The organism is Mucilaginibacter sp., assembly GCF_025362475.1.
GTDB lineage: Bacteria > Bacteroidota > Bacteroidia > Sphingobacteriales > Sphingobacteriaceae > Mucilaginibacter.
The window spans coordinates 60911-72291 of the sequence record NZ_JANYGH010000038.1 but is presented as its reverse complement, the minus strand read 5'-3'; the positions used below and the strand labels follow the sequence as shown (position 1 = coordinate 72291).

The window sequence follows — 11381 nt, the reverse complement described above, 5'->3', positions numbered from 1 at the left end:
TCTTGTTTATTATAACTGGGAACGGCCACATCAGGGCATCAATGGTAAAAAACCTATCGATATGGTCACCCTAAACAACAAATAAAAATACCTGATTCTGTTACCGAATTACTAAACCCTTACAGCAATGACGGTCGGTTTTTAATTTTCAGACAGCCTAAAATTAAATTCTGTTATTCCTCAATTCAAAAAATTTCGGTTCAGACAATTCACTCCGCACAAAAAAAGACCATTACGCTAAGCTCAAACTCAACATAACAGCCTTTCTTAAAAAATCATTAAAATCTTTAAGTAAAGTTTATTCCAAAGTGATCTGCCTCCTTATACTTTCTTCTAATGAAATAAAGGTTTCCGTACGTTGAATGCCTTTAACACCCTGAATCTGCTCATTTAAAACTTCGCGCAGGTGCGTGGTATCGTGACATACAATTTTGGCAAAAATACTCCACTCGCCGGTGGTGTAATGCAACTCAACTATCTCTTTTATAGTTTTTAACTGCTTTACAGCCTCGTTATATTGCGAGCCTTTTTCCAGATAAATGCCCAAAAAAGCAGTAATATCGTACCCTAATTTTTGCGGATCTACCTCCAAACTGGCTCCCTTAATTACACCCATCTCCTCCAACTTTTTCATCCGCACGTGTATGGTTCCGCCAGAAACTATCAACTCTTTAGCTATCTCAGTGTATGGAGTGGTAGCATTTTTCATCAATATTGATAAAATCTGTATATCGAGATTATCAATTTCTAAATTTTGAGCTTTTCTGTGGGACATAAATTTGAATATCTATATTGAAATACAAGTTTAATTAAAATTTGAATAAAAATAAAATATTTTTGTTGAAATATTTGCAAGGAATTGATAGGTCTATTAGATTTGTATCAAGCAAATGACAAAATGCTAATCGTTCTTTAAAACAAAAACAATGTTGGGTGGTGAAATTTTTGGCAGACACACCTCCTTGTCCCGGTGGCGGAGATCATAGAAAACCCGAAGCGGGCTAACTACTCTGTGGAGGTTCGAATCCTTCCCCAACAGCAAATCCATGAAAGACGGGATTTATATACTGTAGGATGGTGAAATTTTTGGCAGACACACCTCCTTGTCGCGGTGGCGGAGAATTTGGGAAACTTTTAGCAATAAAAATAACCACTCCGTGGAGGTTCGACTCCTTCTCCTACAGCTCTTCTCATAATTTAGGTTTATAATTGGTTAGTAAAGGCCCCTGCCCATCAGGGGCTTTGCTGTTTTAAAGGCTTTTTGTTATTCAATCTACACTATTTGCTAAGTATGCCCTGTTGCTGGGCCGCTTTTACAATTTCGGGCAGGCTTTTTTTATAATCTTCCAAATCCCATCCTTTAAAATAATCTTTCATCGCAGTCATCCCCATAGCTTTACGCCGCTCTTCAAGATGATCAACATCCTTAACAGGGTAAATGTATTTTTTACCAGTTTGCTTATCTGTAAAACCCTGGCTGCCGTACAACTGCGCTTTACCTTCGCGCATGTTTATCCTATCTTCCAATATAGCCAGGTTACTTGATAGCGTTTCGCCGTTCTTTTCGGCTGTTCTTATCATAGGTAAATACGTTTTCTGTGTTTTCAAATCGGCATGCTGAATAACCAGGAATAAGGCCTCACTCGCATTTACTCCTACCTTTTCGGGGCCAAGCCAACCATATTGTGCTATTATCTTATTCACCACGATGAGGTTTCGTGCGTCTGCATCCCTCATTATTTTCTCTAAACTATCAATTACATGCGGGCTTTGTTTACTATAAGCAGCATTCCCATACTTATTCCGGGGTACCTGGTCCTGCTTGTAAAGGCTATCTAAAGTAACCATTAAAAGTTTATTAAACTTACTGCTGTCTATTTGGAAGGTGCTAACCTGCGCCATAGATAATGAACAGATGTGCAAAAGCGCAAAGAAAAAGAATAAGGTTTTCATACAGATATCGTGGCCGGTTAATTCCACACCTTACAAGATAAACAATAATGAAGTTTATATGAACCCAAACTTCGTTTGTATTACAAATATTACTGTGTCATTTTAACACATTGGTATTGACACTTCAATATTTTATTATAAATTTGGAAACTGCCAATCGATTGTATCAATTGCAGAAATAGCTCCGGAATACCAATATCTAAATCCAATTAACCAAACCCATATTTAATCAATATGAAGAAAATCGCCCTATTGGTCCTTGTAGCACTCAGCTGCACTTACTTTTCATGTAATAAAGCCCGACCAGGCAAACCCCGCGTGCTTGTATTTTCAAAAACCATGGGCTACCACCATACATCAATAGATGCCGGTATTGCAGCCATCCAAAAAATGGGCAAAGAAAATGGCATTGAGATAGACACCACCAAAAACCCGGCAATGTTTAATGAGGACACCCTTAAAAAATATTCGACTGTTATTTTTTTAAGCACTACCGGAGATGTGCTGGATTACCGCCAGGAAGCCGCGTTTGAGCGCTATATACAAGCGGGCGGTGGATATGTAGGCGTACATGCCGCAGCGGATACCGAATATGACTGGGGATGGTATGGCCGCCTCATGGGCGATTGGTTTTATGACCACCCGGGCATTCACGATAAAAATCCCAATGTGCAGCCAGGCACCTATAACGTAGTGGATGCTACTAATGATGCTACCAAACACCTGCCCAAAGTATGGAAACGTACAGATGAGTTTTATAGCTTTAAAAAGGCCCTTGCCCCCGATGTTCACGTGTTGATCACCCTTGATGAAAGTACCCATAAAGGAGGTAAAAGAATGGGCTTACACCCTGCAACCTGGTACCATGATTTTGACGGTGGCCGTGCGTTTTACACTGCTATGGGGCATACCGAAGAAAGCTATAAAGATGATAACTACCTAAAAATGCTGCTTGCCGGTATCAAATATACCATTGGCGAAAATAAAGAACTCGATTACTCCAAAGCAAAATCACAATTGCCGCCAGATGAAGACCGTTTTTCTAAAACTCAGCTTTCAACCGGTCAGTTTTTTGAACCTACAGAAATGACCGTTTTGCCCAACCTGGATATTTTAGTGATCCAGCGCCGCGGCGAAATTATGCGGTACAATCACGAAACTCAAAAAGTTAAACAGGTGGGCTTTTTTGATGTGTACTACAAAACACTGCACACACCAGGCGTAAATGCCGAAGAAGGGATGCTTGGCCTGGCTAAAGATCCCGACTTTGCCAATAACAACTGGGTTTATATTTACTATAGCCCGGCCGATAGCTCGGTTAACCGCTTATCGAGGTTTACATTTAAGAACGATACACTTGATAAAAAAACCGAGAAAGTAATACTGGAAGTAAAAGCCCAGCGCGAAATTTGCTGCCATACCGGTGGTTCTATCGCTTTTGGTCCGGGTCCTGATAAGATCCTGTTCTTCTCGGCAGGTGATAACTCTACCCCTTTTGATGAAAAAGGACAAAAATACGTAACCAGCGGCTATGCTCCTTTGGATGACAGACCGGGACACCTGCAGTTTGATGCCCGCCGCTCGGCTGGTAATACAAACGATCTGCGTGGTAAAATCATGCGTATAAAATTAAAGGACGATGGCACTTATGATATCCCCGAAGGAAACCTGTTCCCTAAAGGCACGCCAAAAACACGCCCCGAAATTTATGTTATGGGCGATAGAAACCCTTACCGTATCTCTGTAGATCAGAAAAATGGCAACCTATACTGGGGCGAGGTTGGCCCGGATGCGCATAATGATAGCCTTGACAACCGTGGCCCAATGGGTTATGATGAGATAAACCAGGCCCGCAAGGCCGGTAATTTTGGCTGGCCATATTTTGTTGGCAACAACAAGCCTTACCATGTTTATGATTACGCCACCGGCAAATCCGGACCAGCATTTGATCCTAAACACCCGGTAAATAACTCACGTAACAATACCGGTTTAACTGATTTGCCACCGGCACAACCTGCATTTATATGGTACCCATACGGGGCGTCAGCCGATTTCCCGCAGGTAGGTTCAGGTGGTCGTAACGCCATGGCAGGCCCGGTTTATTATACCGATATGTTCCCTGCTGAAACCCGTTTGCCTGATTATTACAATGGCAAATTTTTAGCCTATGAGTGGATGCGCGGCTGGATAAAAGCTGTTAGCCTTACACCAGAAGGTGATTTTGATAAAATGGAGCCATTTTTCCCGGGTCTGAAAGCAAATTCTATGATTGATATGGAAGTTGGGCCGGATGGAAGACTATATGGCTTAGAGTATGGAAGCGGCTGGTTTACCCATAACCCGGATGCCGGTTTAATACGGATTGACTACATCGCAGGCAACAGGCCGCCGTCTATATCCAATTTAAAAGTGGATAAAACATCTGGGCTTTTGCCGTTTGCTGTTAAGCTTACTACACAGGCTAAAGATCCCGAAGGTGATAAAATTACCTATAAATGGACGTTAGGTGATGGAACTACCAAAGAAACTGATGCTCCGCAACTTGATTATACTTACACCAAACCAGGTGATTACAAAATTACTGTGGAAGCAAAAGACGGCCAGGGTGCCGTGAGCAAAAGTTCGCCGGTAAATATCTATGCCGGAAACGAGCAGCCACAGGTAACAGTAAAATTAGTTGGTGGTAATAAATCATTTTATCTTCCGGGCTCCCCGTTAAGTTACGCCGTAACTGTAACCGATGGCGCAGATACTAAAAAAATTGATCCTAAACGCATCATCGTTAATGTGGATTATATAGACGGATATAAGAAACCAATAGAAGCATCTAAACTGGAACAGACAGCGCCAGAAAACAGCGGCAAAACCCTGATGCTTACTATGGATTGCAAAAGCTGCCATAAGGAAGTGGGCAAATCAATTGGGCCTGCGTTTACTGATGTAAGCACCAAATACCAGAAAGATCCTGATGCCATGAACAAGCTTAGCCAAAAAGTAATTAAAGGCGGCGCTGGTGTTTGGGGCGAAACGGCAATGTCTGCTCACCCGAACATTAAAAAAGGCGACCTGGAGCAGATCATCACCTGGGTAATGTCATTAAGCAATAAAAACAACCAGAAGAAATCCTTACCTCCATCCGGCGTCATTATGCCAGATCCGGGTAAACAGCCTGCTGCTACCCTTGTATTATCGGCCAAATACACCGATGATGCTACCGGTGCCATCAAAGCGTTAACCGGTGCAGGTGTAGCTACTTTAAACAGCAGCAACTATACATTTACCGGCGCAGAGAAGTTTAATGGCTTTACCGCGTTTAAATTCAATGGCATTAACCTGCTTATCCTCCCACAAAATGAGGGCTGGTTTGCGGTGGATAACATTGATCTTACTGGCGTTAAATCGATAAATATGACTACCTTTTGGCAGGTAGCGCCAACAATCGGCCTTAATTTTGAGCTGAGGATGGATGCACCAGATGGCAAATTAATAGGTAAAGGCGGCTTACCAACACCAGCTAAAGATCAAAAAGGGGGCATTGCCCATATAACCGTTAGCCCGGTTACCGATGGCAAAATGCATCAGCTATATTTTATTTACAAACCAATAAAACCTGTTGCGATGCAGGCAGGTGTTACAGGTTTAATATTTAGCGCTAAATAGGAGCTTTAACCCCAAGCTTTATAGTGAAGCAAAGAGGGTTTCAAAAGAAAAGTTTCAAAAATAAAAAATCCCGACAGGTTAGCTTGTCGGGATTTTTTTTATTTAGACCTGTTGTTTGTGTCCTTGTCATAGGCTTTGGGAAGTGTTTTTTAATTCCCTCCCAACGGGAGGGGTGCGGCTGAAATGTGCGCAATGGCAGGGAGGGGTCTCGCCGACATGCCATCCGCAACGGTACTTGAACGCCTGATTTAACCCCTACCTCCCCTTCCCCAAGGAAGGAATCGCACATTGCCCGGCCTTTTATCCTTCCGAACATCCGACTTACCAAATACAAAAAATCCCGACAGCTTAACTTGTCGGGATTTTTTGTATTTAAAACTGTTGTTTGTGTACTTACGATAGGTTTTGGGAAGTCTTTTTTAATTCCCTCCCAACGGGAGGGGTGCGGCTGAAATGTGCGCAATGGCAGGGAGGGGTTTCGCCGGCATGCCGTCTGCAACGGTACATGAACGCCTGATTTAACCCCTACCTCTCCTTCCCCGAGGAAGGAATCGCACATTGCCCCTGCTTTTATTTCTTCCGGACATCTAGCTGTCCTCACAAACAACCTTCAGCTCCTCTTAAAATATTTTAAAGCCCACACTTAAAGCCCAAAGGTTTTGGCGCTGACCGTAATTTGAATTTACTTTTGATAAACCACCTTCGTAACGCAGATCGGCAGTTATTGCGCCGATATCAACACCTGCCCCGGCCTGGAAACCTAAAGTACTTTTGTTATAGTTACCAAAATCCTGGTAAGCATTGTTAAAATTATTTGAAAAACTTTCGCTCTTATTTAACTGGTAAGTGTATATAGGACCCGCCATAACGCGAAAATTCAAATCCTTTGCACCAAAGGATTTACCAACCAAAAGTGGAACATTCAGGTTAGTGAATCTTACTTTTCCGCTATAGTCGGTGCCATTATTATTAGCACTGAATTTACCGCCAGTTCCACTTAAATAAAGCTCTGGCTGCAAATAAAGGCCATTGCCTATCCGGGCAAATAACCCTGCCTGGTAACCTGTGAGGGTTGATTCTTTTAAATTATCGGTATTGATTTTTGAAAAATTGACGCCACCTTTAACGCCTAAAGAAAACTGTGCTTTTGCACTGATGCTTACCGCTATCAGTAATGCTGCACTCAATAAATACTTTTTCATAATTTTTAATTTTAGCGGGGTATAGCTGTTTTTTATACATCAATAGCACAAACCCCATTATTAAACATAGATAGTTTATAAAATTGGCCCTATTGATAGCCTTATTATTGCCTATCAATTGACGCGCCAAGTTTTTAAACGTTGCTTAAGCGTAATTTTTATAAGGAGATAAAAATAAATCAGCATGGCCTTGCCGCTTGTCATTTTGCAAGTAGTTTTGCCAGTATTTCTACACAACGTTCCAGTTCGGCAGGTGTTGAGGATGCAAAGCCCAACCGGGTAAAATTAGGGGCCGACAGATTATTTTCGCCCTGGAAGTAGAGTCCTTTTTTTAATGCACCCTGAGCCAGATCGGGCAGGTTAATCTTATCATCAAAATGTGTCCATACGGCCATACCGCCATCAGGCACTTTAAAATCAACATATTTTTTAAGGAAGTCACACATCAGGCCGCAAAAAATATCCCTCCGTTCCTGGTACATCCGTAATGATTTACGTAGATGCCGTTGAATAATGCCATTTTGCAATAGCTCGGCCATGGCGTTTTCGAGCATCGTATCACCCTGCCGGTCAATGGTTCTGCGGAGTTGTGCAAGGTGTTCAATAACATTTTCGGGGCCAACCAAATACCCAACCCTTATAGCCGGCGATATTGTTTTTGAAAAAGAACCGCAATACAGCACCATACCGGCATCATCGGCACTGGCCAGCGGCATCAGGGGTTTGTTTTGATAGTGAAAATCATAATCGTAATCATCCTCAAAAATAATGAAGCCATGCTTTTGTGCCAGTAAAAGTAGACGGATCCGCCTATTGGCTCGCAACGCTACCGTAGTAGGGTAATGATGATGCGATGTTACATACACCATCCGCACAGGCTGCTTACAGCAAAGCGCATCAAGCTTGTCGATATCTATACCGTATTCATCAACAGGTATTTTTAAAAGGTTTGCTCCGGCCTGCAAAAAGTTAGTTTCGGCCCCGGCCCAGCCTGGTTCGGCTGTTACAACGGTATCTCCCCGCTCCAGCAAGCCGGCACAGGCCAGGTGCAAGCCCATTACTGTGCCGCGCACAATAAGGATATTGGCAGGTGTAACCCTTAGTCCCCGTGTAATATTTAAATACGCCGCCAGTTCCTCCCGCAACCATATCGAGCCCTTTGGGTCTGCATAGCCTAAGCGGGTATAGGGGTTTCCGGTTAACAATTGTGTACGATAAGCCCTTGAAATATCAAGCACAGGCGCGATACGCACATCCGGAAAACCATCATCAAGATGCAGTTCGATGTTCAGATCGGCTATTTTACGTTGAAGATGAGGCGCCATTTTAACGCTGAACCCGGCTACTTTAGCAACATCATGTGTATCACTTAACAACTTTTGAGGTTTAGATACCGGCAAATGTGCCGCCACGTATGTGCCGCTGCCTGTACGGCTTTCCAGCCATCCCTGTGCAAGCAACTCGTCATACGCCCTGATAACCGTTTTACGGTGAACGCTTAACTCTGCTGCCAGTTGCCGGGTGCCAGGCAGCCTATGACCCGCCTTTAAAGTGCCGGCCTTTACCAAAGCCATTAATTGGTTGGCCAGCTGAATATAAACCGGTAAAACCGCGTCTTTATATATTCTTAAGCTTGATGAAAATACCTGCATAAAACCGGACTACCACTTTTGTATAAATTGGGCGACAATGGCGATCCAATAAACGCATAATTTTATAAAAAAACAAAATTATGGCAACTCCAGCAGCACATCTTATTCCCAGCAGATCAGCTAAAAGGGCAAATTACGAGCCCGAAACCATTAACGCCATCCTTGATGAAGCGTTGTACTGTACCATCAGCTATTCATCAGAAAATAAACCCTATTCCATCCCCACTGCCTTTGTGAGGTATGAGGATCGTATTTATATACATGGTTCTGTAGGCAGCCACCTGATGCGCGAGCTTGAAAAAGGCATTCCGGTTTGTATCTCTGTAACACTGATGGATGCGCTCGTGATAGCCAAATCAGCGTTTCATCATTCTGTTAACTATCGGTCGGTAGTGATATTTGCACAGGCCGAAAAAGTGGAGGACATGGCAAGCAAAATAGAAGCATTTAAATGGCTCACCAATAAAATTGTACCCGGTAGCTGGGATTACCTGCGCCCGATACAGGAAAACGAGGTACGCAAAACAACAGCGCTTGCCTTTAAAATTGACGAAGCCTCGGCAAAGATCCGTACAGGAATGCCAGTTGATGATGATGAAGATCTAAACCTGCCGATATGGACGGGCCTTATCCCCTTGCAAACCAAACGGATGCCCCCTATACCCGACAAATTGAGCGAAGGAATGCCATTACCATCTCATCTTGTGCATATTTAGTTTTAAAAATCAGGCTCGGCCTGATTTTTAAATTCTGCTGCCGTGTATTTTTTATATTTTTGCTTAAAATAATTTAACAATGGCCGAGATCAGTATCTCCAATAAAGATTGGGAACGTGTAAAAATTAAAGTTCAACGTAAGTACAACAACCTTAGCGATGAACAACTAAGATATACCGAAGGACAAGAAGAAGCCCTGATAACCAAATTGATGGATTTGGTAAACCGTAACAGGGAATATGTTGTCTTTACCTTGAAAAAGGCATTGGTAAATATTGATAATAACAGGCTGTAAATTAGGTCGTATTTGTAAAAATCGATAAGCTTTTCGTATTTTTATATGCTTTAATGTTGTACAGGGTATGGTGATCTTCAGAAAATATAAAAAGATAGGCTTATTTGCCGGTGTTATAATGCTGGCGGCCGGTGTTGCGGCTTTTGATGACGACCTGTTCCAGATATCGAAAAACCTTGATGTTTTTGCATCAGTATATAAAGAGGTGAACATCAACTATGTTGATGATATCAACTCGGCCAAGCTGGTTAAAACCGGGGTTGATGCTATGCTGGAGGGACTTGACCCCTATACGGAGTTTGTACCCGAATCTGAAATTGAGGATTATAAGCTGCATTATGTAAGCACCCAGTATGGCGGTATTGGCGCCAGCATCTTTGCGCGCAATGGCAAAGTATACGTATCTGATGTATTTGAAGGCTTCCCGGCCCAAAAAGGAGACGTGCGCCCTGGCGACCAGGTATTAAAAATAAACGACATCGACCTTAATGGTAAAAATAACGACCAGGTAAGCTTATTGCTGAAAGGCTCAAAAGGGGCTGCCATAAGGCTCTTTATTAAACGCGACAATGTTGCCCAGCCATTTGAAAAGAGCCTGGTACGTGATGAAATAAAACAACCTAATGTTTCTTACTCTGGCATGGTTGCCGGCAACATGGGTTATATTAAACTCGATAAATTCCTGGAAAACTCTGCCAGCGAAGTGACCAATGCTCTGGTATCCCTAAAAAAGAACAACCCCAGTGGTATTATATTAGATCTGCGCTCCAATGGTGGCGGCATATTACAAGAAGCAGTAAAAATAGTTAACCTTTTTGTGCAAAAAGATGTAGAGATCGTATCGCAAAAAGGAAAAATAAAAGATAAAAACTTTACCTACAGCACCGTTAGCGCTCCCCTTGAGCCTAATTTGCCCCTGGTAGTATTGGTAAACAGCCACTCGGCGTCGGCATCAGAAATTGTTGCAGGTTCGTTGCAGGATCTTGACCGTGCCATTATTATAGGCCAGCGCAGCTATGGCAAAGGCCTGGTTCAGCAAACGTTTAACCTGCCTTATAATAGCCTGGTAAAAATTACCATAGCCAAATACTATGTACCATCGGGCCGTTGCATCCAGGAACTGGACTATACCCACCGCAAGGATGATGGCAGCGTTGTTAAAGTAGCCGATTCACTAATCCACGAGTTTAAAACCAAAAATGGCCGCTCGGTTTATGATGGCAGTGGAATTTACCCTGATATTTTTATTAAACAAGAGCGGTTTGCCAATGTAACCCAGGCTTTGGTTGGCAAGCTTTTAATATTTGATTACGCCACTTTATACCGTGACAAGCACGCTAAAATAGCCGATATCAAATCGTTCAACCTATCAGATAACGACTATAACGACTTTGTAAAATATCTTGCTGATAAAAACTATAACTACACCACCTCATCAGAAAAACTGCTGAACAACCTTAAAACCGAGGCTACCAAAGAGAAGCAGTTTACCGAGATCCAGGCCGAATATGATGTATTGAAAACAAAACTCCTCACCAGTAAAAAGAACGACCTGCAACAACATAAGGATGAAATAAAACAGGTGCTTGAAAACGAGATAGCATCAAGGTATTACTTTGAAAAAGGCCGTTACGAAGCTAACTTTAAATACGATAAAGAACTGGCCCAGGCTGTAAAAACCATGCAGGATAAAGCCCAGCTGGCATCCATACTAAAAGGAGAAGGCAACTATAAAGTTATTGGTAAACCTATGCTGGCCATGGCCGGCAAAAAAGCGGCAGACAAGGATAGCGACGACGATCAATAAGCCGCTGTTATATTATCGCCCTTATAATTGTAACGGCTTAATTACACGTTGCACCGCATATTTAACTAAACTTTTTTCATCTGTTATTGTCATACC

Annotated in this window: 8 protein-coding genes and 1 tRNA gene; 5 read left to right on the top strand and 4 right to left on the bottom strand. The window is 42.6% G+C overall.

Annotation, left to right across the window (positions count from 1 at the left end; all coding sequences use genetic code 11):
• Positions 1-298: 298 nt before the first annotated feature.
• Complete coding sequence (locus Q0R88_RS13595) at positions 299-775, bottom strand: Lrp/AsnC ligand binding domain-containing protein (protein ID WP_076373882.1); 477 nt, start codon at positions 773-775, stop codon at positions 299-301.
• Between the two features lie 152 nt (positions 776-927).
• On the opposite strand from Q0R88_RS13595, the gene Q0R88_RS13590 reads away from it, so the two are divergent.
• A tRNA-Asp gene (locus Q0R88_RS13590) sits at positions 928-1039 on the top strand.
• Between the two features lie 239 nt (positions 1040-1278).
• Here Q0R88_RS13590 and Q0R88_RS13585 read toward each other — a convergent pair.
• Positions 1279-1953, bottom strand: coding sequence for a DUF6624 domain-containing protein (locus tag Q0R88_RS13585; RefSeq protein ID WP_295716896.1), 675 nt, complete (start codon positions 1951-1953; stop codon positions 1279-1281).
• Between the two features lie 234 nt (positions 1954-2187).
• On the opposite strand from Q0R88_RS13585, the gene Q0R88_RS13580 reads away from it, so the two are divergent.
• Complete coding sequence (locus Q0R88_RS13580; protein ID WP_295716895.1) at positions 2188-5613, top strand: ThuA domain-containing protein; 3426 nt, start codon at positions 2188-2190, stop codon at positions 5611-5613.
• A gap of 620 nt (positions 5614-6233) precedes the next feature.
• Here the strand turns inward: Q0R88_RS13580 and Q0R88_RS13575 are convergent.
• A complete protein-coding gene (locus Q0R88_RS13575) occupies positions 6234-6815 on the bottom strand; it encodes a porin family protein (RefSeq protein ID WP_295716893.1) in 582 nt (193 codons plus the stop codon).
• 200 nt (positions 6816-7015) lie between these two features.
• On the bottom strand, positions 7016-8467 hold the full coding sequence (locus Q0R88_RS13570) for a PLP-dependent aminotransferase family protein (protein ID WP_295716891.1): 1452 nt from the start codon (positions 8465-8467) through the stop codon (positions 7016-7018).
• An 80-nt stretch (positions 8468-8547) separates the two neighbouring features.
• Here Q0R88_RS13570 and Q0R88_RS13565 point away from each other — a divergent pair, with 80 nt between their 5' ends.
• The 3 genes from Q0R88_RS13565 (at position 8548) to Q0R88_RS13555 (ending at position 11285) form a co-directional block, all read left to right on the top strand.
• The gene (locus Q0R88_RS13565; RefSeq protein ID WP_295716890.1) at positions 8548-9183 is read left to right on the top strand and encodes a pyridoxamine 5'-phosphate oxidase family protein; all 636 of its coding nucleotides are present in this window, start codon (positions 8548-8550) and stop codon (positions 9181-9183) included.
• 79 nt (positions 9184-9262) lie between these two features.
• Positions 9263-9478, top strand: coding sequence for a hypothetical protein (locus Q0R88_RS13560; protein ID WP_295716888.1), 216 nt, complete (start codon positions 9263-9265; stop codon positions 9476-9478).
• A 67-nt stretch (positions 9479-9545) separates the two neighbouring features.
• Entirely contained in the window at positions 9546-11285 is a 1740-nt protein-coding gene (locus Q0R88_RS13555; RefSeq protein ID WP_295716887.1) for a S41 family peptidase, read from the top strand.
• Positions 11286-11381: the final 96 nt, after the last annotated feature.

Bases quoted from the DNA above. Each gene is read 5' to 3' on its own strand.
- Q0R88_RS13585 (WP_295716896.1), bottom strand. From the start codon at position 1,953: ATGAAAACCTTATTCTTTTTCTTTGCGCTTTTGCACATCTGTTCATTA.
- Q0R88_RS13580 (WP_295716895.1), top strand. From the start codon at position 2,188: ATGAAGAAAATCGCCCTATTGGTCCTTGTAGCACTCAGCTGCACTTAC.
- Q0R88_RS13595 (WP_076373882.1), bottom strand. From the start codon at position 775: ATGTCCCACAGAAAAGCTCAAAATTTAGAAATTGATAATCTCGATATA.
- Q0R88_RS13560 (WP_295716888.1), top strand. From the start codon at position 9,263: ATGGCCGAGATCAGTATCTCCAATAAAGATTGGGAACGTGTAAAAATT.
- Q0R88_RS13570 (WP_295716891.1), bottom strand. From the start codon at position 8,467: ATGCAGGTATTTTCATCAAGCTTAAGAATATATAAAGACGCGGTTTTA.
- Q0R88_RS13555 (WP_295716887.1), top strand. From the start codon at position 9,546: ATGGTGATCTTCAGAAAATATAAAAAGATAGGCTTATTTGCCGGTGTT.
- Q0R88_RS13575 (WP_295716893.1), bottom strand. From the start codon at position 6,815: ATGAAAAAGTATTTATTGAGTGCAGCATTACTGATAGCGGTAAGCATC.
- Q0R88_RS13565 (WP_295716890.1), top strand. From the start codon at position 8,548: ATGGCAACTCCAGCAGCACATCTTATTCCCAGCAGATCAGCTAAAAGG.